Below are 23756 nucleotides of genomic sequence, written 5' to 3' on the forward strand. Positions count from 1 at the left end.
AAAATTTCCAGAAGGAAAAATATTATGATACTAAAAAAAATTCTACGCATATTTTTTTTCACTGCATTTTTCGTTTCGTTTGCAGGTTCATTTATTCCAAACCGTTTCTACAAGAATGCGAAAAAAAATCAAGAACCTGTAATAACAACTCTTGCCCCCAATTATCAGCACGCGTATCAGGGAAACAGTGCGCCGTTGCGAATCTTAATGAGTAATTCCAGTACTATCGGAAAATTAGCGTGGACACAAACCGGTTCGAGCGTTCCCGCAGAAACGTTAGGAATGGAATATCCGAACGGCTCCGGCATTGAACATATATACGGCGGAGGATTATGGATTGCGGGAAAAATTGATACAACAAGCGCACAAATTGGTCAATATGTAACCGCAGTAACTACTGGATACGAAGGTAATAGCGCTTTAAAAGAAATGTATCCCGGCTCCAGCACGCTCGACAAAATATGGATTGTGCAAGAAGACGTTAAACCGCCGGATTGGGATTCATATTGGGGAAGTCAACTTCCGTTTAAGAAAGTTTCCGACGAGGATTTTTATTGCAGGTATCGCGATTTCAATTTCGGATTAAATGTTGCCAATCATCTCCCGTTGAATGTTGAAGTTGTGCAAAAATCGTTTTCGTGGATGAATGATTATGCCGGAGCAATTGTTCCGATTGATTTAACCATTTACAATAAAAGTACGCGACTCATTAAAGATGCATACGTTGGGTACTTCATTGATACGGATATTGGAATTCCAACAGAAACAGGATTCTACAATCGCAATTTTTCCGGATATGTCAATAATTTACGATTAGCGTATGCGCATAACCCCATCACGCGCGGAGCAACCCCTATCGGTTGTGTCTATATCAGTTCTCCGAAAGTCACGAACAATGTTCGTTTTACGTACGAATGGTTTGACTTCAGTAGCGGAACTCCGTATAACGACGATGCATCACGGTATAATTTAATGGCGCGGGGAACGCAACGAGGAAATCAATCACCCGAAATCAGTCAATTAAGCGACACGCGGTTTTTGTTTTCCTTTGGACCCTACGATATTCAACCGGATAGTTCATTGAACATTGTTGTTGCAATTCTTTCAGGCGAAGATTTACAGGAATTAAAAGAAAACGCTGCTCGCGCCGTGGAAATTTACCGTCTCGGCTACAAACTTCCCTACATTCCCCCTTCACCGAAATTAACATCAGAAATCGGTTTCAAAAAAATTTCTTTGCGTTGGGACAATTCTCCCGAAAAAGCATGGGACGATTCGAACCATATTGCTGAACAAGATTCAAACCGTCATCCTTCCGATTCTTCGCATCGCCGCGGAGGATTTGTGTTTGAAGGATATAGAATTTACCGAAGTCTTGAACCTTCTGTTTCCAATCCACCGATTGAAAGTTTTTCTCTCCTTCGTCAGGTTGATGTGGACGACCAATTTGAATTTAACACAGGATTGGAATATTCCTACGAAGATACCAATCTTGTTCGTGGAAATACATATTGGTACGCCGTAACAACATTAGCAATCCCCAATGAGTTTTTACAAATACAACCAGATTCTGCAGGAAATCTCGACACGTTCGTTGTTTCATCCAAAGCCGCTGAATCTTCTATTCGTGAAAATTGGACACGCGTTGTTCTTCCGTTTGATGTTGCAAAGAAGAAGAACGAAGTGATGGTTGTTCCAAATCCGTACCGCGTTGACTATGATTATACGTTTGAAAACGGCGGATGGGAAGGAAGAAATAAAGATTGGTCGGAAGATAGGCGGCTTATTCGTTTCATTCATGTTCCGAAAAAATGCACGATAAAAATTTATACGCTCGCGGGCGATTTGGTGGAAACATTAGAACACAATGACCCAATGCGCGGTGAAGTTGACTGGAATTTACTCAGTCGCGGAAACCGTGCAATTGCAAGCGGCATCTACATTTTCTCTGTAGAGTCCGATGAATTTGATACTCAAGTTGGTAAATTTGTCATCATTCGTTAAACACAGAATAATTCCTTATGCTGAAATACACTCCAATTTTTCGAAGCGCTTACGCTCTTGTTTTTTTCTTTCTTTCTACAAATTCATTGGCAGGAAATCGTTCCGGAACTGTTGCCGAACAATTCTTGAAAATTCCTACTGATGCGCGCATTGTCGGATTAGGTGGTTCGTTTGCCGCTGTTGCTGAAGGAGTTTCTTCGCTGACACAAAATCCCGGCGGGCTGATGAGTATAGAAAACATAAGCGTTTCTGCAACATACACTCCATGGTTTGCCAACATCCAACATTCTTTTGTTGGCGCCGCAATGCGACTTGAAGATTTTGGCGTGTTCGGTGCAGGAATTACTATGCTTGCAACCGACGATATGCCCGTTACGACCGTTCATTATCCTGAAGGGAACGGACAATTTTTCCGCGCCGCAGATTATGCAATGCACCTTGCGTATTCAAGAAATATCAGTGACAGATTTTCTGTTGGTGTTGCAGGGAAATACATTTACTCTTCGTTGTACAACAGCGTTGTTACTGCAAGTTCGTTTGCATTCGATATCGGAACAATGTATGATATGCCGGAAATTCGCACACGCTTAGGAGTTGCGCTTTCAAATCTCGGAGACGATGTTCAATTCTTAAACGAACCGTATTCGTTGCCGACAGCATTGCGTTTTGGCATCGCACTCACGTTATTTCAGGAAAATGAAACACAACTTCTTTCTACTGTACAAATTGCGCGCCCCAATGATGCGGATGAACAATACAACGCCGGTTTCGAGTATATACTAAGTGAAATGTTCACACTGCGCGGCGGATACAAATTCGCGTACGAAGTTGAAGATTTTACTGGCGGATTTGGTGTTGGGCTTCATTCCATCGGATTCAACGGAACATTACAATATGGATATAATAATTTCAAAGTACTTCCGGGAACACACACGGTTACGTTTGAAATGAACTTTTAAGATTCAGTTTGAGATTTACTTTTTCTATGAACCAAAATAATTTTTTCACAACAACCAAAGTTGTTGCCATCATTGGAATATTCCTTTCGCTGAATTTTTTCGGATGCGAACTTTCGACGGAACTTCCGAAAACCGGTTCTACGCCGAAAGCCAATCATCTTATCATCAACGAAGTATTCGCAATTTCTCCAACACAGCAGAACACCTATTCGTGGATAGAAATTTACAATCCAACGCAGTTGCCTGTGAAACAACTCTCACTGCAATCACTCGGAACAAACGCCGACACAATAAATCCGCGTGATACGGTTGCCATAAAAGCGTATTACTTGAAATTCCGTTCCAATGTATTTTTTGAAAACCCATTTACTCCTTTTCAACCGCCAATGAGTGCGGGAACACAAAATGTCTATATACCGCTTTCCTCGCTGATTGTAAAAGAAATTCTCACGCCAATGGATGAAATTAGTTTTTCCGAAGATAGTATTCTTGCCGCACAAGGTTTTGCTGTGTACACAAATAATCCTGAACGATTGCTGGAACATACCGATTTGGGAGGAAGCGGACAGCTCTACAAGCCATTCATATTTAATATGGACACATTAGTGAACATTGGCGCACTCCTTCAATCCGGCGGCGATTCGATTAATAAATCATTTCAAGTATTTACGCTGTTTCAACTTCCCGCCTCTGGAGAAATATCATTAGTTGAACGCACAGATACGATTGCAAGAAAATTACGTACGCTCAACTTTTCCGGCTTTCAAATTCCTTTTATATACATTGATTCAATCTGGGGCACAAACGAAACGATTCTCGACATTGTTCGTTACGGAAATTTTGTCCCCATAGGAATTATTCAACCGCATAACAAATCCGCAGGATTTATTCCCGAACCTCATTCTCTCGCTCGATATTCAGGGGGGTATTTTACTGGAAATACGAAAACGGATTTCTACTTTGAGCCACAACCGATTCCAATGTGGCATAGCAAGCAACGTCATCCATAATTTTTTTCTTTCTTGTTTTAAAAAAATCCGCATTTTATCGGGACGGATTTTTTTTGCTGCCCTGCCAGGATTCGAACCTGGAATACCTTGATCCAGAGTCAAGTGCGATAGCCATTACGCTACAGGGCAAGTTAAAAAAGTGCAGGCAAAAGATACAAATCTCTTGCTATCCGTAAAACCGTTCTTTATTATTAATCCGAAATTCTAAAAACCAACATCGTATTCTCACGATTTGCAGCACGACTAATGAAGACGTATTGCAAGAGCAAATTCGTTTGTAGTGAAAACAAATGGAAAATTTTTGTTTTCAGTGTTCTTGTATATATTTTCACATCATTTTACAAATTCCAAACCAAATTATTATGAAGCGTACAATACTTGCCGGTTTTCTTGGGGGATTAGTTTTTTTTCTTTGGGGATTTATCTCGTGGAGAGTCATTGGATTGCACGATGGTGTAATGCATCCGCTTCCCAACGGAGATTCACTCTCGGTAACATTGCGGGGAAATATACCTGCGCGTGGCGTTTATGTGTATCCGTTGCACGCAGAAGCAAATACTGATGTTGCACAAAAAGAAGTTGAAGATAAATATCGTCGAGGACCTTTGGTGTTTATGGCATTCTCTCCCAACGGAGCGGATCCATTTATGAGAAATGAAATGATTGTCGGGGTGCTCATCACGTTCTTTGTTGCTTGGCTTGCTTCGTGGATACTATCGCGTAGCACTGCAATTGCGGAACCATATTTTTCACGCGTCGCGTTTGTTGCCGTTCTTGGGCTTCTTGGCACTTCGTATCACGATTTGATTAATTGGAATTGGTTGGGCTTTCCATTTGATTATACCCTCGTTGCTGTTGCGGATAGTATTTTCACATGGTTTCTTGCTGGACTCGTTATTGCAAAGATTGTAAAAATAGAAACAGCAAGTTAATTTCGTGTTTCAAATTTCGTATTGCGGATTTTTTGGTAGTCGGAAATCTATCATTACTATTTTCGCATGAAATTATTTCATCATGTCATCGTTCCCAAAAATTCAATTGCAGAGAAACATCCGACAATAATTTTTCTGCACGGAAGAGGAGCAGATGAAAACGATTTGCTTTCGCTTTCGGAATTTTTTGATGAGAAGTTTTTATTTCTTTCTGTTCGCGCACCGTTTGAATTTCCGTACGGCGGTTATACGTGGTACGAAATTCAAGAAGCCGGAAAACCGGACGAAAAAATGTTTCCCGAAAGTTACAATGCGCTTTCGGATTTTTTTGATGAAGCGAAAAAAGAATTTCCGATTGATGAAAAGAAAATTTTTCTCTTTGGATTTTCGATGGGAACAGTGATGGCGTATGCGCTTGCATTAACTCGCTCAAATGAAATTGCCGGCGTAATTGCAAACAGCGGCTACATTGCAGAAGGAACATTCTTAAATTACGAATGGGAAAAACTTTCTTTACAAAACTCACCAAAATTTCTCGTAACGCACGGAATATATGACCAGGTTCTTCCTGTTCAATTTGGAAGACAAGCAAAACGACTTCTCGAAGAACACAATGCAAACGTTGAATACAAAGAATATCCGATGCAGCATCAAATTTCGGAAGAGAGTTTGAATGATATTGTGGAATGGCTCAAACGGCAAATGTAATTTCTCTCGCAAAGACGCTAAGTCGCAAAAGTTTTATTCACTAAACGAAAGAAATAATAATGAAGAACATAATTTATTTTTCAATTGCAATCATATTTGCATTTGCTTCATGTAAAAAATCGAGTACGCTCGAAGTAAAGGATTATCCAAATGAAAATGGAAAAGTTTGGAATTACAATATTGAACATCAATACTACAACTTTCGCCCGTTTCAGTCAGGAACAACATATCATTTAGATACAATGCGCGGGACAGGAAAAGTAGAGGCAAAGGGAAATGTTGTTTTACCCAATTCACAACATGCTTCCAAGTTTCATGCTATGGAAGAACATATAATTACATATTTCTCAGACACCTATTATCAAACACGTAACGATACAATGTATAGAGTTGCATACAATTATAATAACGGTAGTTTCCAATTATTACCGAAAAACGATTATCGGTATGAATCTGTTTACTACAACCAAAAGTTCTTTTCTCTATTCTCATTGCGCAATTTTATCGAAAACGGCTTTATTGCATCTAAAACCATTTCTGATTCAATCATCATTGAACGTGATACGGTAATTTCATTTGTCTTTCCATTAAGAATTGGGAATGAATGGATTGTAAGAAAATATTCCACTCATGATTTTCCTATTTCTAAATTCACGAAAAAGGTTATTTCAAAAGAATCTATAAGCATATCTTCAAAAAATTATCCGGTTTATAAAATTCAATGTTATGTTTATTTAAAAAATTCCGGAATTGATAAAAACTTAATTATGTTTGAATATGTTGGCGAACATGGTTTATTCAAAAGAGAAATCATTGTTAAAAACATTATAGTCTCTGATGAACACTCTCCCGAAGGAATTGGTTATGTAGACGGAAAAGAAGAATATATCCTCACTTCATTCCACTAATTTTCTATCATACTTTTTACTAAACTACTCACATACTCCTATGAAACTCTTTCTCATTTTTGCTTTACCGCTTTTACTGTTCACGTTTGTATATATCGGATTAACCGGCGTGGATAAAAAAGACGAACAATTCAGACGCAACGTTGCGGAATTTTTGAATATGTATAACACCACTTATCCGAAACTCTACGCAATTTCTTCCGAAGCGGATTGGAAAGCGTCAACAGATGTTACGGATGAACACACGGGACAGCAAGTCGGCGCGAATGGTGTGCTTGCCGCGTTTCAAGGAAGCGAATACGTGATTAACAAATGCAAAGAATTTTTGAAACAGAAAGATAAACTTGATGCGATGACGCGCAAACAACTCGAAACAATTTTACGCAGCGCGGCACTGTATCCCGGAACAATTCCCGATGTTGTCGCGGCGCGTGTGGAAGCAGAATCGAAACAAGGTGCTGTGTTGAACAGTTTTGAATTTCATTACGAGAAAAAAGGCGAACCGGTAAAGATAGTAACCCCAAATCAGCTGGATGATATTCTTTCTTCTTCAACAGATTTAACAGAACGCAAACACGCGTGGGAAGTTTCCAAACAAACCGGCGCGGCGTTGAAACCGGGATTGCTGCAACTTCAATCCATTCGCAATCGTGTTGCAACGGAAATGGGATACAATTCGTTTTTCGATTTGCAAGTAAGCGGTTACGAAATGTCTGTTCCCGAAATGATGACGACGATGAAACAATTTAACACCGAATTGAAACCGCTCTACGAACAATTGCATTGCTGGACAAAAAATAAACTTGCTGAAAAATTTAAGCAACCCGTTCCGAAAAAAATTCCCGCGCATTGGTTAGGAAATCGTTGGAGTCAAGCGTGGCCCGGAATTGTTGAGGGAGTTGATTTGAATGCAATGTTCAAGGAGAAAAAGCCGGAATGGTTTATTCAGCAAGCGGAAAAATTTTATGTTTCTCTCGGAATGAAACAACTGCCGAAAACATTTTGGGAGAAATCGGATTTGTATGAACTTCCCGCCGATGCAAAGCGAAAGAAAAACACGCACGCATCTGCTTGGCATATGGATTTGCAAAAGGATGTTCGCTCGCTGATGAGCGTGAAACCCGATTACGATTGGTTTGAAACAACACATCACGAACTCGGACATATTTATTATTACATCGCGTATTCTACTCCGGAAGTTCCTATAACATTACGTGAAGGAGCGAACCGCGGATTTCACGAAGCGATTGGTGATTTGATTGGTATAGCCGCTCGTCAACCGAAATACTTAAAAGAAATCGGCGTGATGGGAAACGATGTAAAGATTGACCAAACACAATATTTATTGAACGAAGCGCTCGATAATGCCGTTGTGTTTATTCCGTGGAGCGCGGGAGTGATGACGCATTGGGAACATGATTTCTACGAAGAAAAATTATCTGCAGATAAACTCAATGAACGTTGGTGGAAATATGTCGGCGAATTTCAAGGAGTGGAAGCGCCGGAACAACGCGGTGAAAATTTTTGCGATGCCGCGACAAAAACACACATCAATGACGACCCGGCGCAGTATTACGATTATGCGATGGCGTTCATTATTAAATACCAATTGCATATGTACATTGCGAAAAATATTTTACACGAAGACCCGCACAATTGCAATTACTACGGAAATAAAAAAGTTGGCGATTGGCTGATGAGTATTTTAAAACTCGGAGCAACGAAAGATTGGCGCGAAGTAATCAAAGAAAAAACCGGCGAACCGATTTCCTCAAAAGCAATGCTCGAATATTTTTCTCCGATTATGGATTATTTGAAAGAGCAGAATAAGGGGAAGAGCGTGAGTTGGGAGTGAAGACAATGCGGAATTACTAATGAGGAATGTAAAGTAAATTCATTTCGTTATCTTGAGCCCGAAATTATTGTGCACATAATTACAAGAAAGCGTTTGAATGAATTCACCGAAATGTACCCCGATTCGAGAAATAGTTTATTGCATTGGTACCGAATAATGAAGACAACAAATTTCAATTCGTTTAACGAGTTACGTTCGGTTTTTCCTAACACTGACCAAGTTGGAAAATTGACCGTGTTCAATATTGGAGGGAACAAAGTACGACTTATCGCTGCAATGCATTACAACAGAAAACGAGTTTATATTCGCGCAATTCTGACACATCAAGAATACGATAACAATAAATGGAAAGAATAATATGTCGTCACAAGAACTACAACAAATAAAAAATGGATGGCAAACAGTTTCTCCTTTTGTGTTTGTTCCTCACAACGAAGAAGAATACAATCGCATTGTTGATTTACTTGATAATCTTATTGACGAAGTTGGAGAAGACGAGTTCCATCCGTTAACGCCATTGATGGAACTCCTCGGCACGTTGATTGAAAAATATGAAGCCGAAAACGTACCTGAATTAGTTTAACAGTTTAACAACAACTTAATTTATGAAACACACAATCACAATTTTACTCGCAGCACTTTTTATTTTATTCACAACCAAAACTTTTTCAGGAGAGAAAAATGAACCGGTTAAGGCACCGAACATTGAACTCTCACAATGGATGCAAGGCGAAATAAAAGCTGAGAAAGGAAAAACTTTTTACGATGGCAAAACGCTCGTTCTCGAATTTTGGGCAACGTGGTGCGGTCCTTGCAGAAGAATCATTCCGCATATGAATGAACTCGTCGAAAAATTCAAAAACGATTCCGTAGTTTTCGTTTCTGTATCCGATGAAAAAAAAGAAACGGTCGAAGCGTTTATGGCAAAAACCAAAATGAAAGCATCCGTCGCGCTTGATAACAATGGTAAAACATTTTCGGCGTACGGTGTTTCATCCATTCCACAAATGTTTCTTATCAACACAAAAGGTGAAGTTGTGTGGAGCGGACATCCCGCGATGTTTTCAGAAGAGGCGCTGAACAAATTTCTTTCCACAGGAAAAATTGATTTGCCGTTAGAATAAAAATAAACATCCTTCAAGGTTTTTTCTACCTATTTTATCAGCAATAATTTTTTTGTTTCGCTGTAACGCAAGATTGCCGCCCCAGCGGATGAACCATCTTGCGAAATATCTATACGATAGAAATACACGCCGCTGGGTAAACCACTCGCATCAAATTGTATTTTGTGTTCACCTTCTTCCATTTCTTCGTTACTCAATAACTTCGCTACTTCTCTACCCAACACATCATACACTTTCAACGTTATCATACTATTCACAGATAACGAATAACGTATCACGGTCAACGGATTAAACGGATTGGGATAATTCTGCTCCAATACAATTTCCGACGGCTCAGTCTTTACGTTTGAGTAAAAAATCAGCGGAGCAGAAATTCTGTTCGGTTCTTCGCGTACAATTCCTACCTCAGATGCTGTTTTCACACCTTTTAAATACACGCTGAAATATTTTTGCACTGTAACATAATGTATCGAAATGTTGCTTGTATCAATGTGTACAAAAAAACCATCGTTTATTCGTTTCACAATGTTTCTCGCAAACGTATCAAGATTTCTGTACGCTGTTGAATTATTTATTCCAAATCGTTCCCAATAGGTCATCAGTGTATCACAATAATTTGCAATTTCCTCAAGAGTACTTCCTTTCAACTGTCTTCCGATAAGCACATACGGCGTATCTAAAACCAACGAACCGAATTTTTGAGGAAGTACGGAATCGCGACTCGCAAATAAATTCAACTTGAACACAACACATTGTTCCCACGCAACGTTGTTATTTTTTGCTCTCGTCGGTGATATTGCTTTAACAAGTTTTTTATATCGTGAGCCAATACGAGACGAATCTAACGGATAAGAATTTCCCGTATGAGGTTCTGTATAAAATTTCCCCAAAGAACTCGGCGTCTTATAAGAAATCCACGAATAAATTTTCGCCGAATCTTTTGTTCCCTGTGGAACTCCTAAAAAAGTTGCTCCGTATTTCCCAATTTTTATAAATTCGTTATCGCGTACGGTTGCAATATTCGGCAATTCTTTGAACGTACCGTCTCCCGTCTTCTTTAGTTTAATTGCTTTTTGTGCCAGCAACGTATCCGCGCGAAATGTGCGAAACTTCGTTGTGCCGACAAAATTTCCAAAATCGTTTCCCGAGAAATTACTCCCACTCGTTACGAAAACCGAATAACTTTCCGACGTAGGAAATGTTTGTTGCCACCCAGTTTGCAATTTTTCGCACACAGAATAATTTCCCGCTTGCAAATGTTCAAAAACATAATTTCCGTTTTCGTCCGTTTCAACAGTATCGCTTGCTGGTCCCCCAAGTATAATTTTCCACGTTTGCAATCCCGCCTCCACCGAATCCCGAATTGCGTTTGCATTCGCATCGAAAAAAATCGTTCCCGAAATTTTTCCCAATTGAAATAATCCGAAATGTATTCCGTTAATATTTATTCCACTCGTCAATGGTATTGCCGATGAATTCGTTGTTGTTTGAATCCATCCTTCGTTTATTTGTACGCGAACAAAATACGTTCCCGCAAATAAATCTGTAAATGAATAACCCTCATCCGTCATTTGCGCCGAATCCACAAGCGAAAGCGTATCGGGAGAAAACAACAATACTTTTATTCCATGCATCGAAATATCGCCTACATTCCGAACGCCATTCCCATTTTCATCTTCAAACACCATTCCGCTGATGGAACACTGTTGAAAATTTCCGAAGTTCATATTCTCAACAACACTTCCTCCTGCAAGCGAAACGAAATGCGTACCGTTCATCGGAAATGTTTGAATCCATCCATTGAAAACTCCTTCGCTTACTTCATAATCCGCCGGAAGAAGATTGGAAAATTCATACATTCCTTTTGCGTTGCTGAGAACGGAATCAACTAGCAAAGAATTTTTTTTCAAACGAATTTTCCACGACGAAAGTTTTGGTTCTCCTTCATCCAATTCGCCATTGCCGTTACCGTCATTGAATATTATTCCGGAGATTTTCCCGGTTTGCACATTGCCGAAATTTTTCCCTGCAATGCTATCTCCGCTGGAAACCGAAACAGAATATGTTCCCAAAAAAGGAAACGTTTGCACCCAGTTAACGCGTTGCATTTCGCTCAAGGTGTAAGCGCCCGCACGAACATTGATGAACTGAAATTTTCCATTTCCATCTGTTGAAACGGATTCCATTGTCGCTCCCATGAGAAGTATTTTCCAGTTCGGAATTCCATTTTCGTTATCATCGAACACGCCGTTTGCATTGACATCGTTGAATTTCGTTCCGCTTATTTTTCCGTAACGAAAATTTCCAAAATTATTTCCACTCAAATATGCACCGCTAAAAACATTAACGATATGTGTTCCCGAAATCGGATAGGTTTGCAACCATTCGTTGTTCACTTCTTCGCTCAACGTATATGTTCCCGCAAACAAATTGGTGAAAAGAAAATTTCCGTTTGCGTCGGTCGTTACTGAATCATTCGTTATTCCGTTTAAAAATATTTCCCAGTGAGAAATTCCGTTTTCGCCCGCATCTTTTATTCCGTTTCCATTCACATCGTGAAATTTTTGCCCGCCGATTTTTCCGAGTTTAAAATTGCCGAAATGGTTTCCCGTAACAGTATTTCCGGAACTTATGGAAACAGAATATGTTCCTGGCGAAGGCGGAAATGTTTGCACGAATCCGTTTTGTAATACTTCACTCAGCGTATAATTTCCATCGGGTAAATTGCCGATAAAATAATTTCCGTTTGCGTCCGATATTGCAGAATCATCTTTCGTTCCTGTAATTTTCATTTTCCAATTCACAAGTCCCGTTTCACCATTGTCTTTTATCCCGTCGCCGTCGGAATCGTTGAAAACAATTCCGCTCACGGAACCAAATTGTTGCGGAATTATTCGAACCTGAAACGTATCAGGCGACGCAGTTGTATTGAATTCGTCTTTCGTAATAATGCGCCACTTGTATTTATTTCCTGCGGAAAGAAATGAAAGCGTGAGCATAACTGTTGAATCATTTGCCAGAAAAATTGTATCAACAGAATTTCCCCAAATATGCAGTTGATAATAGTGGGGGTCATCAATCATATTCGCCGCGCGATTCCATCGAAATTTAATTTGTGAACCCACAACGATTGAATCATTATCGTTCGGAAATATCGGATGTACAACCCGGCGCGGATGTAAATTGTTGTATGTAAAAACATACGTTCCCGTTTGAATATCGGACGAAACAATTTTTCCCGAAGGAAAGTACGGATAAATTGCCCACACACCGTTGTACCCTCCGCTCGCTCCCGGATACGAATCGTACCATCCAGAAGTTATCGGGTCTAACGGATCCGTAATGTTCACGACAATTGTTCCTGCAGTGTACCATGCAACGTATGCATAGTTTCCGCGCACGGTAACGTTATGAACAATATCAGCAGGTGAATACGAATACGTTGCGGAAGGAGAAGTTGGCGCAATAGGGAGCGTTGTCATATCCCAAAACTTAAGTTGTAACGGCGTACTTCCGATTTCATCCGTAGAAATTACATAGTTTCCGTTTGTTGTTGTCCACGTGTTATGTTTGTAAAAACTTGTTTCGCCGATGTGTGCAATCAGCGACGGAGAAATTTTATTGGAAAGATGAACAATATCAATTCCGTTGTACCCGGCCGCGGCGTACATTGTATCGTTGCGAATATATGTGTCGTGATAATATCTACCAAAATTTACTACGCCAACAAATTGCGGGGATGTTGGATTTGCAAGAGAAAAAATTACTGCGCCTCCCGGAGACCAATTCGCACATCCGTTGAGATACAAAAATCCGTTTGCAATTTCTATCGTATGCGAACGCAAAATATTTTTAGAACCATTCGAATAATTATACGACTGCACCAAGGAAACGGAAGAAGGAAGATTTGACAAATCAATTATCTGCATTCCGCCGCCGGCTTCGGTAACGACATAGGCATAATTGTTATACGTGCGCATTTCTCTCCAAACAGAAGTCGGTCCAGTTACAAACGCAACTTCGTTTGCCGAATCGGTAATATCAATAAACGCCGTTCCCGTTGCTGTTCCAACAATTCCATACTCGCGCCCATCGGAAGCAGTATAGCCCCAGCATCCGCTGTATGAAACGCCGCTTGTTGTTCCGTGTTTTTTATCGAGATGAGAAAATAACGTTAAACCGTTTGTTTGTGAATATGCAATGTGCGAAGTGAGAAGAATAAGAGAAAAGACTGTAGCAATATATTTCATAAAATTTTCACGTAAAGTTGAAAAAAATTTCTTTGTAAAAAAGTACCTATTTCTTTTGAGAAAGAAAAATTGGGTAATGTCTCAGAAGCGTTGATAAAGGGGAAAGAGAGAGTAAAAAGAGAATTTTTCCACGACCATCAGTGGTCGTGCTTCGCGAAAAAACCCCGATAAACCGGGATTAAATCAAAGAATCATTGATGATTCGTTTTTCGTCCATCAAGACCGTTTACGGTCTTGGTGAAATGCCAACAACTCTTGTGAAACACGACCAAAATTGTATTGAAAAATGTTAAATTTTTTTTTCAATCTCTTTCATCTTCCAAAACTTTTTCTATATTGAGCCACGTTTTTTTATGTAGACTATTTTTTAATAACATTTATTTAGGAGAAAATTATGTTAATCCCCCCCCCCCAGTAAAACGAACTTTCAAATACGCATCATTTCTTAATCACACACAAACGCGTTTTGCGCGTGTGCTCAAGATGTCGCCGACGAAATTTGTACTCAAAATTGTTTTGTTGTTTTTTGTTTTTGCTCTAAGCGAAAAACATACACTTATAGCACAAACGCAAAACACGTGGGACTCGTTAGCCGGACCTTCCCGCACGCCGAAATCGTTTGACATTACCGTTTCGAAAAATAATATCGCTTACACCGCCGATTTACTTCGTTTGATGAAAACAACGAATGGCGGAAATGATTGGGATACAACAAAAACACCTATTGACTCTCCTCTTGTGGTTTCTTCTAATCCTGATAGCGGAAATTATGTACTCGTAGGAAAAGAAGGAAAAGTACTCTTTTCTTCTGTTGGCGGAGGAACTTCTAACAGTAACCTTAATTGGATAAACGTAATTCCTTCACAACCGAATATTTATCCTTCTCGTTTTTCCAGATCGCCGAGTACGTCGAGTATTGTTTGGCTTGGTTCAGAGTATACTGAAGGAAATACATCACTACGATTTTCAGAACGTAATGGTAGACTCGGCAGTTGGGTTGATATTAAATACTTCAAAGATAGCGTCAAGACAAATATAACCGATATAGCAATTCGTTCAGGAAACGATAACGAAGTGTGGGTAACCGGCACATCGGCAGGCAAAGCGAAAGTAAGCGGGGTGTGGCGTACTTACAATGCAATGTCTACGAATTCGACGTGGAAGTACTTCAAAATAAAACCAACGACGGAAAACCAACCCCGTCAAACGAGCGTTGCGCTCTTGGGTTCAAAAGTACTTGTGGGAACGGAAAACGGCGACATTTATGCTCTCGACACAATTACTAATGCCACGAATCCCGTCAGAATTTTCAACTTTTCATCATCTCAATCTATTCTCTCGCTTCGTACTGTAGGAAGTAGAGTTGTTGCCGCAGCTGAACAACAGTTATTTGTTATCAGAAAAACAACGAGTAACTGGACTGCGGATACATTGAACAAAAAAGACAATACTCCCGGATCATTGAATGTTCGCGGCTTACCGAAAAAGAAAACGCTTTTTTACAGCATTGCGGTTGACCCGCTCGATACAAACAAGTGGTTCGTCAGCACCTCGCGCGGTGTGTACAGAACGACCAACGGCGGCACAATCTGGCTCCCCAGCGGAACCTATACGATGACTGTTCCCGCTCAATATGTTGTCGCCAATGAAAGCACGGCGTTTTCCATTTCCAAAGAAGGGAAGAAAGGAAAGAATAAATATCTTGCAGGGGCAGACCGTTACGACCGAAGCGCCAACGATTGGGATGCCGTTGATTTTGGAGATAATTCTTATAACTTTGAATGTAAGGGGTTCTATTTTTACTCGCCCGATACAGTGTTTTCTTTTGGGAGATTGCAAAAAGACAAAAATATACGCGGACAAGAAGACACAGCAATTATTTTTGTTTCGTATGACCGCGGCTCAACGTGGGAACGAAACTATGTGGGACATCCTAGCAACAATGCCGTTATCAATGGAATGATGTCGTGGACCAATTTGACTACTGATTACAACGGCTTAATTGCTTTTGGGAAAATAAGTAAACGAGATACTATTTTGCTTATCCGAAGCAGTAACGGCGGACAATCGTGGCTTCCATTTCCTAAAAAGATATTTGATTATAAGGGAGAAGTTGTTTCACTTGCTCAAACACCTCGTGGACTTCCTTCTATGAAAGGTTATGCAATTGTGAAATCCCCGGGGAATGACGATGTTTACTATCTAAACGGAACATCCCAAGGACCATTTTCTTGGCTCAAACTTACCCAACCTCAAAGAAATCCTCATCGTACGAATAACTTTGGAACACTTTATAATTGTGCGATGCACATTGTTAGAGGTACGGATGCTATACCATTTATAGCGGGTAAGAAAGGGTTGTTTAGAAGTCAAGAACTTATTCTCAGCGGCGAATGCAAACAAGTAGTTTTGCTCAGCAATCGCATTTTTATTATTCGAGAAGGAAAACCCGATGTCGTTTATACGAATAGACTCGACGTTTCTGGATACCCATCAGAACAATGGAGTAACCTTACTTCGCAATTTTCCGCCGAGCACATTTATACGATGTCCATTGTTCCACAATATATCGGCGTTTTAATAGACATTAATAATTTCACACTATACTGTGCGACGGAAAAAGGTGTGTTTCGCAATAATGTTTCTCTTGGTGCGCCGTCGGCAGGAAAATTTCAAACCACCACCACTCCTCCCCGTCCGAAAAATCTTGTAGTGGGAGAAGGAGAAGAAATGCATTGTATCGAAGACGTCGTTATTCCCGAAGGTTCATCCTTTATAGTACAAGAAGGAGGTTCTGTGGTGTTCGATGAAGGTATGAAAATGCGCATCGAGGGAGCATTGAACGTCTATGGAAGCGATGAACATCCCGTGAAATTCGGAGCCGCTTACGATAACACACGCTGGAAAGGAATTTATCTTGCGCCGGGAGCATCGGCATATATCGAAAATGCAGAAATCTCCGATGCCGTCGTTGGTATTTTTGCCGCAAAAGCAGACCTCTCACTCTCGAATGTTACCGTCCGCAATTGCAGAATCGGCGCGGGAATGTACGGAATGAATGAAGAGCCGCCGCTCATTGAAGAAAGTAAATTTCTGACGAATGATTGGGGCATCGTCTTGGTCAATGGCGCCGACGCAACGTTGACGAATAATGTTATCGCAGAAGGGCAAAAAGGAATTCTTATAGACGCCAGCAGTCCGCTTTTTTCTCGGAACGAAATTAAAAACCATTCGCAAGTCGGCGTCGTTGTCTATAACAGCGGTTATCCTCGTTTCGGCGAAATAGCAACGAACTCGCAAGGACTGAACATCGTGCAAGGCAATGCATTAACACAACTTCTGACCGTGCAAGGATATGCGTTTCTCGGATATGTACGCCACGATTGTATAACGCAAGTAGGGGGAGAAAATCTGATTGCGGGGACCGACCCCAACGCCCCGCTTTGTGTTGCCGTAGAAAAATCTGCGATTACTTCGATGATAACCGATTGGGGACTCGCAACGGTTTCGGCGGAAAACTTTTTGACCGACCCGACGTCAAAAATTATTTTTGAATGTCTTTCGCAAGAGCCCGCCAATGAGGCAGAAAAATTGCTCTGGGAAGCGTTAGAGCGGAGAAGTCTTGGCGATTATGAGACCACGAAGGAAAAGTTAGAAGAAGCAACATTAGCAGGAACAACAGAACAAGCGCTTCGCGCGTTGGGAGAACTTGCTTTCACAGTAAAATTAGAAGAAGATGGAACGGGCGCAAGCGTTGCTGCCGAGGAAAATTTCTTCGACTTTCTGAGTTCCGTTGCGGCTTCCCATCCGATTCCCGAAGTAGAATATGCGGCGGCAAAAATACTCGCTCTCGATGCGGCAAAAAATGAAGATATGTTCACTGCTTACGATAAAATGAGTACACTTTCCGACCTCGCTCTCGACGACGACACAAAAATATCCACGCTCCTTGCACGTTTGTTCTTCGAGACGTGCGATTTGGAATATGACGACAACGCATTGGAAACAGCCATCACACTGCAAACGCATTTTCCGGACGATGAACGCACGCAATTAGCGGGCATTGTTACGGAATTCATTACCGATAATATTTTACCGCAGCAGTATTCCAAACGTCGGGCGTTTGACGTTGCGATGCGAAAGTTTCCCGCGCGACTCAAATCTCAAAACGTACCAAAAACATTTGCACTGTACCACAACTACCCGAACCCATTCAATCCGACGACGATGTTTACCTACGACGTTCCCAAAGATGCCCACGTGGAAATTATCCTTTATGATTTACTCGGCAGAAAAATTGCAACGCTCGTGAACGAAATAAAACCGGCAGGGTATTATTCGGTGGGCTGGAATGCAAGCGCAGTTTCCTCCGACGTGTATTTTGTGAAGATGCAAAGCGAGAACTTTTCAAAAATACACAAAGTGATGGTAATGAAGTAGAATTCTCTCAAGACCTAACAGGTTTTAAAAACCTGTTAGGTCGAGTATTTTTTTATGAACCACTAATTTCCAAAGAATGTTATGAAATACACTTTTCTTTTCATCGGGGTCGTAATGCTATTCGCATCGCAAACACAAAGTATTGCGCAACAACTACGCTCGTCGCTGCAAACAACTCCATCGCAACCGTTCTTTTTCAATAAGGATGCAGATTGGAAAACGGGTAATACATATACTGCTACTGTTGATTCTAATACCAATTGGGGAATCGAGAATTGGGGACCCATTATGCACTTTAACGACTCAGGAGATCTTATCAATAGTAGCGTATGGATTGCAAACGGCTATACGCATTTTACATATACACCATGGGGAAGATTATTTTATGCGCGTTCGAGCGATGGGGTAAACTTTAAAACACGTGAACTTTTCGACCGGCGGTTCTCGGGTATTGCTGTCGCTTATCTGGCGGTAACCGAACAATGCGTTATGATTTATTATTGGGTATTTATGAACGGTTTCGGTCACTCCCCGATTTATCTTATCCGTTCTTTCGATAATGGAGATACGTTTGATTCCGCGCGAGCAATTACGCAGGAATCGTTCGACGCATTTCCTGATTGTTATCCTGCCGTGTGGAACGATACGGTCGTTATCACTCTTACGTATTTTAATCGGAAAAAGATGCCAACTGGCGCATATTTCTATACATCTTACGATAACGGTTCGACGTGGAAAACATGGACTACGAAACTTCCTGTAACAGGATATTCGAGACAAATAGCATTAACATCTAGTAAACTTCATATGTTATATTCCAAGCGAAAGAATAACAAGAAGTATCGCGGAGGAGAAACGATGTATCTCTACTCGACAAACGGGGGAACGAAATGGAGCAAACATAACGACCGCGCGGCCCTTACCAAACTTGATGGCTACACATCGGATGATGCTCGAATAGCATCTTCCTATAAAGAAAATTTATACGTATGTTGGATAGACGGACAATTGGGAAGTACGGCTTTTGGGTTTACTGGGAGTGTGTTTTTTCGCAAATCAACGAATGCAGGAAAAACGTGGACACCGGAAGTCGCTCTCACTCAACGCCCTGATGCGGGAACTTCTTCTCTTGCAGTAGAAAGGAATGAAGGAAAAAACGTTGCGGTAGCATGGGACAAGATGCTGCATTTTCTTGACACTAATCAAATAATAGTGTGCATCTCGATGGATGGCGGGACTTTATGGTACCCGGAAGTAAATGTTAATCCAAATTCTTTCTTGGGAGTGGGCCCATCTGTTGCTGTGGGAACGGATCGTGTTACGGTTGTATGGAGTGAGGTTTCGCCCGTCAGTAGTCCCACGCATCCCTTTCTACGCTCTGCCGCACTACCTCAACGCAAGCCGTCTCCTCTTCTTCCTCCACAGAATATTGTTTCTCCCAGCACAACACAACTCGTGGGCAACTATCCGAATCCGTTTAATCCCGTTACGGTTATTCGTTACACGTTATCTGCACGCAGCACGGTAACGCTCAAAGTATATAATACGTTGGGGCAAGAAATAGCAGCGCTTCTTCTCAACAAAGAACAAAAAGAAGGTGTGTATGAAGAAACGTTCGACGCAAGTAATCTGGCATCGGGAATGTATTTCGCTCATCTCACAGTGGAAACGCTGTGGGGCGATAACCATCGGGAAGTGAAAAAGTTGGTAGTGGCAAAGTGATGGTAATGAAGTAGAATTCTCTCAAGACCTAACAGGTTTTCACGTAAAGTTGAAAAAAATTTCTTGGGAAAAAATGCTCAGCAGGTACATTTCTGCTCAGCATTTTTTTTTAACAATAACTCTACGCTTTTTATTTTACAAGGAACAATTTTCTTGTTTCAGAAATTTTTCCATTGACTCTCAAACGATAAAAATATACGCCAGCGGCGTATCCGCCTTTGGAGGACACGCCGCTTGCAAGTTTGCTTCCATCAAAGAGAATGCAATTTTCTCCTCTTTTTTTCAGAGTTTCGATTTCCTTCGGTTTTGTCTTTTTTATTTTAAACGTATTTTACCACTGTTTTTTGCAATTTCTTATTATCTCATAATCTCAATTTCACAAATACTTCCCTATGAAACACATTATTCTCTTTCTTCACTTCCTTTTCGTTTTCGGAAATCCAACTTCGTTTGCACAACAACGCACAAAAGAATACACGGTTGAAGATGTTATTACTTCGCCGTTGTTTCAAGGGAAATTCATTCGCGGAGTGCAATGGATTGAAAACGGAAAAGCATATTCGTTTCTTGAAACCGATTCGACAACTAAACGCACAAACGTAATGCGCTACGATGTTGAAAGCGGGAAAAAATCTCTGCTCATTGATGCGAACAAATTGAAAATGAAAGGCGATACAACAGCGTTCGCAATGCAAAATTATTTTTGGTCGAAAGATGAACGCTATATTATTTTTACCGGTTCACTCGTTGCGCGTTCGCTGAAAACCGGCGGAAATTTTTTCTTGTATGATGTGAAAAACGATGAGTTTATTCAAGTAACACATTCGGAAGAAGAACAAATGGTAATTCAGTTTTCGCCGGATTCAAAACGGATTGGCTTTGTGCGAGCGAATAATATTTTTGTGTACGACATTGCAACGAAAACCGAATCTCAGCTTACATTTGACGGAAGCGAGCACGTTCTTAACGGACATTTCGATTGGGTGTACGAAGAAGAATTTTCGATTATCAACGGTTGGCAATTTTCTCCCGATGGAAAATACATTGCGTATTGGCAACTCGATGAAAACCGTGTTCCCGAATTTCCGATTAACGATTTTCTTCCGACGCATCAGAATGTTTCCAAAATGCGTTATCCGAAAGCGGGAGATAAAAATTCTATTGTGAAAATCGGCGCAATCGAAATTGCAACAAAGCAAAACAAATGGCTCGATATCGGTGAACCGTTTGATTCAACGCAAGATACATACATTCCACGCATTCAATGGATTGGAAATGTAGAGACGCAGAATTCAGCATCTCTACTTTCATTTCAAAAATTGAATCGCGCGCAAAACAAAATGGAATTTTATTTCGCCGATGTTACAACAGGAACATCGAAATTGATTTTGGCGGAAGAATCGAAAACGTGGATTGAATCCGAAAATAGTAATCTAACATTTTTGAAAAATGGAAAAGGTTTTATTTGGACTTCGGAAAAAGATGGATTCAATCATTTGTATTTGTATGATATGAACGGAAAAGAAGTTCGCCAACTCACGAAAGGAAATTGGGATGTGCAAAGCGTTTCTGCGTTTGATGAGAAAAACGAAATGCTGTACTTCACTGCGGGAAATCCAACGCCGATGGAAAAACAATTATTCTCTGTCGAGACTGATGGCGGTGAAGTTAAACGCGTTTCGCAAAGCAAAGGAACACACTCGATAAATTTTTCTCCCGACAGAAAATATTTTATTGATAATTATTCCGATGCAAACACGCCAAACAAAACCGCGCTTTATTCTGCAAAAGGAAAATTAGTACGCATCATAGAAGAAAATAAAATTGCCGCGTTCGATGTGTATCCGTTTTCGCAAAAAGAATTTTTCTCGTTCAAAACTTCCGACGGAGTTGAATTAAACGGATGGATGCTCAAGCCAACGAACTTCGATGCAACGAAACATTATCCCGTGTTGATGAATGTGTACGGCGGTCCCGGTTCGCAAACAGTGCTCGATGCGTGGGGCGGAAGAGATATGTGGTGGTATCAAATGCTCGCGCAAAAAGGATATATGATTGTCAGCGTGGATAATCGCGGCACGGGATTTCGCGGCAATGCTTTTAAAACCATCACGTATAAAAATTTGGGAAAGTGGGAAGCGAACGACCAAACCGAAGCAGCGAAATATCTGGCGACGCTTCCGTTCGTGGATAAATCGCGCATCGGCATTTGGGGCTGGAGTTACGGCGGTTATATGACGTTGATGGCATTGGAAAATGGCGGCGATGTTTTTAAAGCAGGAATTTCCGTTGCGCCCGTTACGCATTGGAAATTTTACGACACGATTTATACCGAGCGATTTATGTCCACGCCGCAACTCAATCCCGATGGTTACAAAGAAAGCGCGCCATTGGAACACGCGGAGAAAATAAAATCGAAATTGTTGCTCGTTCACGGAACCGGCGACGATAATGTGCATTGGCAGAACGCCGTTGCAATGGCAGATGAAATGATAAAGAAAAACGTGCAGTTTGAAACAATGTTTTACCCGAACCGTATGCACGGTATTGGCGATAGACCGGCGCGTTTGCATTTATACACAATGATGACGAATTTTATTTTGGAGAAGTTGTGATTGTGTTTCTCTCGCAAAGACGCTAAGTCGCAAAAAAGTTTTCTTCTTTGCATCTTGGCGGCTTTGCGAGAGAAATTAAAATTGGTAAAGGAATACTTTCTTTGTAGATTTTGTCCGCAAGTAAAAATAAACTGGAATAAAAACCTATGCAAAACATTTTAACATCTCAAGAAATCAACGAACAGTTTCATTCAGAGTGGGTATTACTCGAAAACCCCGAAACAAATGAACAACTCGAAATTCTTCGCGGCAAACTTTTATTTCATAGCAAAGATAGAGATGAAGTATATAGAAAATCGCTGGAGATAAAACCTCGGTCATCAGCAATTCTCTTCACGGGAGAAATTCCCGAAGGCACTGCTGTCATTTTATGAAATTCACGTTTCGACCGGACAGTCGTCTTATTGTTGTGAATGTACATTTGTTTGGCGAACATAAGGAAGAAATCGTCGGACGTTTTGCTCTCGATACTGGGGCGACCTATTCTTTGATAAATGTACATCGTGCAGTGCTTCTTGGTTATGACCCTGCGGCAAGCGAGAAACGTGTTCAAATAACTACAGGAAGCGGTATAGAATTTGCTGCACAAATAACAGTGAAAGAAGTTACTGCGCTTGGGCAAACACGCACAAACTTCCCGATTCTTTGCCATACGCTTCCGCCAAGCGCATTAGTGGATGGCTTGCTTGGCTTAGATTTTTTTAGAGACACGATTTTGAATATTGATTTTGTGAACGGTGTAATTACGCTTAACTCATAAACGACTAAGCGCGCGTTTGCATTTATACACAATGATGACGAATTTTATTTTGGAGAAGTTGTAGAATGTGTTTCTCACGCGAAGACGCTAAGTCGCAAAAAAGTTTTCTTTGTTGTCTTTGCGGCTTTGCGAGAGAGATTAATTCAAAATATTTTCAAGAACATTTTAACTAAATACTGTATGCCTCTCCTCGAATATCGCTGCAACGATTGTGAACAAACGTATGACGTTCTCCATTTAACACGCGAGAAGAAAAACGATATTGTTTGTCCGACGTGCGGCTCAAAGAAACACAAGAAATTATTTTCTACACCAAGTGTTGCTGTGAGCGAACATTCATCCCATCACGTTTCTCCGCAAAAGAATTTCAGCGGAGGATGTTGCGGCGGCGGAATGTGCGGAATGAATAATTAGTTTCTGTTTCAACGTAGTTTCTTTTTTTTGACAAATTTCTTACACGGACTTTTTC

Annotated in this window: 17 protein-coding genes and 1 tRNA gene; 16 read left to right on the plus strand and 2 right to left on the minus strand. The window is 40.8% G+C overall.

The genetic code is table 11. From position 1 onward, the window contains the following. Positions 1 to 24 precede the first annotated feature (24 nt). Genes FJ218_03785 through FJ218_03795 form a run of 3 tightly spaced genes read left to right on the plus strand, consistent with a single transcriptional unit; the run spans position 25 to position 3973 of the window. Positions 25 to 2004 carry a hypothetical protein gene (locus tag FJ218_03785; protein MBM4166025.1) on the plus strand — a complete coding sequence of 660 codons (1980 nt, stop codon included), beginning with the start codon at positions 25 to 27 and terminating at the stop codon, positions 2002 to 2004. Positions 2005 to 2021: 17 nt separating this feature from the next. Further along, the gene (locus tag FJ218_03790; protein MBM4166026.1) at positions 2022 to 2963 is read left to right on the plus strand and encodes a PorV/PorQ family protein; all 942 of its coding nucleotides are present in this window, start codon (positions 2022 to 2024) and stop codon (positions 2961 to 2963) included. Between the two features lie 26 nt (positions 2964 to 2989). Continuing rightward, complete coding sequence (locus FJ218_03795) at positions 2990 to 3973, plus strand: hypothetical protein (GenBank protein ID MBM4166027.1); 984 nt, start codon at positions 2990 to 2992, stop codon at positions 3971 to 3973. Between the two features lie 53 nt (positions 3974 to 4026). Here the strand turns inward: FJ218_03795 and FJ218_03800 are convergent. Continuing rightward, positions 4027 to 4102, minus strand: a tRNA-Gln gene (locus tag FJ218_03800). A 233-nt stretch (positions 4103 to 4335) separates the two neighbouring features. Between FJ218_03800 and FJ218_03805 the strand changes: the two genes are divergently transcribed. From FJ218_03805 to FJ218_03835, 7 genes are all read left to right on the plus strand, one after another. Continuing rightward, positions 4336 to 4905 carry a hypothetical protein gene (locus tag FJ218_03805; GenBank protein MBM4166028.1) on the plus strand — a complete coding sequence of 190 codons (570 nt, stop codon included), beginning with the start codon at positions 4336 to 4338 and terminating at the stop codon, positions 4903 to 4905. A 66-nt stretch (positions 4906 to 4971) separates the two neighbouring features. After that, positions 4972 to 5613, plus strand: coding sequence for a hypothetical protein (locus tag FJ218_03810; protein ID MBM4166029.1), 642 nt, complete (start codon positions 4972 to 4974; stop codon positions 5611 to 5613). 242 nt (positions 5614 to 5855) lie between these two features. Then, positions 5856 to 6521, plus strand: a complete 666-nt coding sequence (locus tag FJ218_03815) for a hypothetical protein (protein ID MBM4166030.1) — start codon at positions 5856 to 5858, stop codon at positions 6519 to 6521. Positions 6522 to 6561: 40 nt separating this feature from the next. Then, positions 6562 to 8376 (plus strand): M2 family metallopeptidase, encoded by a 1815-nt coding sequence (locus FJ218_03820; protein ID MBM4166031.1) that lies wholly within the window; start codon positions 6562 to 6564, stop codon positions 8374 to 8376. Positions 8377 to 8445: 69 nt separating this feature from the next. Further along, positions 8446 to 8733, plus strand: coding sequence for a type II toxin-antitoxin system HigB family toxin (locus FJ218_03825; GenBank protein ID MBM4166032.1), 288 nt, complete (start codon positions 8446 to 8448; stop codon positions 8731 to 8733). A 1-nt stretch (position 8734) separates the two neighbouring features. Continuing rightward, on the plus strand, positions 8735 to 8959 hold the full coding sequence (locus tag FJ218_03830) for a hypothetical protein (GenBank protein MBM4166033.1): 225 nt from the start codon (positions 8735 to 8737) through the stop codon (positions 8957 to 8959). 22 nt (positions 8960 to 8981) lie between these two features. Beyond that, a complete protein-coding gene (locus FJ218_03835; GenBank protein MBM4166034.1) occupies positions 8982 to 9500 on the plus strand; it encodes a TlpA family protein disulfide reductase in 519 nt (172 codons plus the stop codon). A 29-nt stretch (positions 9501 to 9529) separates the two neighbouring features. Here FJ218_03835 and FJ218_03840 read toward each other — a convergent pair whose 3' ends face one another. After that, on the minus strand, positions 9530 to 13750 hold the full coding sequence (locus FJ218_03840) for a choice-of-anchor B family protein (GenBank protein ID MBM4166035.1): 4221 nt from the start codon (positions 13748 to 13750) through the stop codon (positions 9530 to 9532). 474 nt (positions 13751 to 14224) lie between these two features. Between FJ218_03840 and FJ218_03845 the strand changes: the two genes are divergently transcribed. From FJ218_03845 to FJ218_03870, 6 genes are all read left to right on the plus strand, one after another. After that, positions 14225 to 18190: a T9SS type A sorting domain-containing protein gene (locus FJ218_03845; protein MBM4166036.1), complete on the plus strand. Its 3966-nt coding sequence runs from the start codon at positions 14225 to 14227 to the stop codon at positions 18188 to 18190. A gap of 81 nt (positions 18191 to 18271) precedes the next feature. Next, positions 18272 to 19912, plus strand: a complete 1641-nt coding sequence (locus FJ218_03850; protein ID MBM4166037.1) for a T9SS type A sorting domain-containing protein — start codon at positions 18272 to 18274, stop codon at positions 19910 to 19912. 392 nt (positions 19913 to 20304) lie between these two features. Continuing rightward, complete coding sequence (locus tag FJ218_03855; GenBank protein ID MBM4166038.1) at positions 20305 to 22527, plus strand: S9 family peptidase; 2223 nt, start codon at positions 20305 to 20307, stop codon at positions 22525 to 22527. Positions 22528 to 22673: 146 nt separating this feature from the next. Continuing rightward, positions 22674 to 22901, plus strand: coding sequence for a hypothetical protein (locus FJ218_03860; GenBank protein MBM4166039.1), 228 nt, complete (start codon positions 22674 to 22676; stop codon positions 22899 to 22901). Beyond that, positions 22898 to 23287, plus strand: a complete 390-nt coding sequence (locus tag FJ218_03865; protein ID MBM4166040.1) for a hypothetical protein — start codon at positions 22898 to 22900, stop codon at positions 23285 to 23287. Before FJ218_03860 ends, FJ218_03865 begins: the two co-directional genes overlap by 4 nt. Positions 23288 to 23467: 180 nt before the next feature. After that, on the plus strand, positions 23468 to 23701 hold the full coding sequence (locus tag FJ218_03870; GenBank protein MBM4166041.1) for a zinc ribbon domain-containing protein: 234 nt from the start codon (positions 23468 to 23470) through the stop codon (positions 23699 to 23701). Positions 23702 to 23756: the final 55 nt, after the last annotated feature.

The sequence above is a fragment of the Ignavibacteria bacterium genome (genome assembly GCA_016873775.1).
In the GTDB taxonomy this organism is placed as follows: domain Bacteria; phylum Bacteroidota; class Ignavibacteria; order UBA10030; family F1-140-MAGs086; genus JAGXRH01.

Coding starts and splice junctions, on each gene's coding strand:
- FJ218_03785 (MBM4166025.1), top strand. CDS start 25: ATGATACTAAAAAAAATTCTACGCATATTTTTTTTCACTGCATTTTTC.
- FJ218_03790 (MBM4166026.1), top strand. CDS start 2,022: ATGCTGAAATACACTCCAATTTTTCGAAGCGCTTACGCTCTTGTTTTT.
- FJ218_03795 (MBM4166027.1), top strand. CDS start 2,990: ATGAACCAAAATAATTTTTTCACAACAACCAAAGTTGTTGCCATCATT.
- FJ218_03805 (MBM4166028.1), top strand. CDS start 4,336: ATGAAGCGTACAATACTTGCCGGTTTTCTTGGGGGATTAGTTTTTTTT.
- FJ218_03810 (MBM4166029.1), top strand. CDS start 4,972: ATGAAATTATTTCATCATGTCATCGTTCCCAAAAATTCAATTGCAGAG.
- FJ218_03815 (MBM4166030.1), top strand. CDS start 5,856: ATGCGCGGGACAGGAAAAGTAGAGGCAAAGGGAAATGTTGTTTTACCC.
- FJ218_03820 (MBM4166031.1), top strand. CDS start 6,562: ATGAAACTCTTTCTCATTTTTGCTTTACCGCTTTTACTGTTCACGTTT.
- FJ218_03830 (MBM4166033.1), top strand. CDS start 8,735: ATGTCGTCACAAGAACTACAACAAATAAAAAATGGATGGCAAACAGTT.
- FJ218_03835 (MBM4166034.1), top strand. CDS start 8,982: ATGAAACACACAATCACAATTTTACTCGCAGCACTTTTTATTTTATTC.
- FJ218_03840 (MBM4166035.1), bottom strand. CDS start 13,750: ATGAAATATATTGCTACAGTCTTTTCTCTTATTCTTCTCACTTCGCAC.
- FJ218_03850 (MBM4166037.1), top strand. CDS start 18,272: ATGAAATACACTTTTCTTTTCATCGGGGTCGTAATGCTATTCGCATCG.
- FJ218_03855 (MBM4166038.1), top strand. CDS start 20,305: ATGAAACACATTATTCTCTTTCTTCACTTCCTTTTCGTTTTCGGAAAT.
- FJ218_03860 (MBM4166039.1), top strand. CDS start 22,674: ATGCAAAACATTTTAACATCTCAAGAAATCAACGAACAGTTTCATTCA.
- FJ218_03865 (MBM4166040.1), top strand. CDS start 22,898: ATGAAATTCACGTTTCGACCGGACAGTCGTCTTATTGTTGTGAATGTA.
- FJ218_03870 (MBM4166041.1), top strand. CDS start 23,468: ATGCCTCTCCTCGAATATCGCTGCAACGATTGTGAACAAACGTATGAC.